The organism is Roseateles sp. P5_E11, assembly GCF_054049355.1.
Genome location: NZ_JBFUMO010001170.1, coordinates 1 through 645 on the forward strand (window position 1 = coordinate 1; position 645 = coordinate 645).

General features: G+C 66.8%; 1 protein-coding gene and 1 pseudogene. Both read left to right on the plus strand.

Features of this window, described 5'->3' with window-relative positions; all coding sequences use genetic code 11:
• Positions 1-567, plus strand: a 567-nt coding sequence (locus ACXJKR_RS34150; RefSeq protein ID WP_457326640.1) for a zinc-binding dehydrogenase, incomplete at its 5' end; no start/stop codon positions are given.
• Positions 564-645: pseudogene (locus ACXJKR_RS34155) on the plus strand (triose-phosphate isomerase); the annotation flags it as partial. The gene ACXJKR_RS34150 and the pseudogene ACXJKR_RS34155, both read left to right, overlap by 4 nt.

Genomic DNA, 645 nt, shown 5'->3' on the forward strand with positions numbered 1-645 from the left:
CTGTTGATCCACGGCGGCAGCAGCGGCATCGGCGTGACCGCCATCCAGATCGCCAAGGCGCTGGGTGCCCGGGTGCTGGTGACGGTCGGCAGCGCCGAGAAGGCCGAGGCTTGCAAGGCGCTGGGTGCTGACGTCGTGATCAACTACCGCGAGCAGGATTTCGTCGTTGAAGCCAAGGCCGCCACCGGCGGCCGCGGTGTTGACGTGATCCTGGACATGGTGGCCGGCGACTACATCGACCGTGGCGTTCAGGCGCTGGCCGAGGATGGTCGCCTGGCATTGATCGCCGTGCAGGGCGGCGTGAAGTCGGAGATCGACGCTGGCCTCGTGCTACGCCGCCGCCTGACGATCACCGGTTCGACACTGCGCCCGCGCTCGGCAGCGTTCAAGGCGGGCCTTGCGCGATCACTGCGCGACAAGGTCTGGCCGCTGATCGAGGCCGGTCGCATCAAGCCCGTCATTGACCGCGAGTTGCCCGCGGCCCAGGCGGCCGAGGCGCACACGCGCATGGAATCCAACCAGCACATCGGCAAGATCGTGCTGACCTGGTCAAGGAGTGAGCCGTGAGAAGAAAACTCGTCGTTGGCAATTGGAAGATGCACGGCAGCCGCGCTGCCAACGCCCAACTGCTGGCCGGCCTCAAGG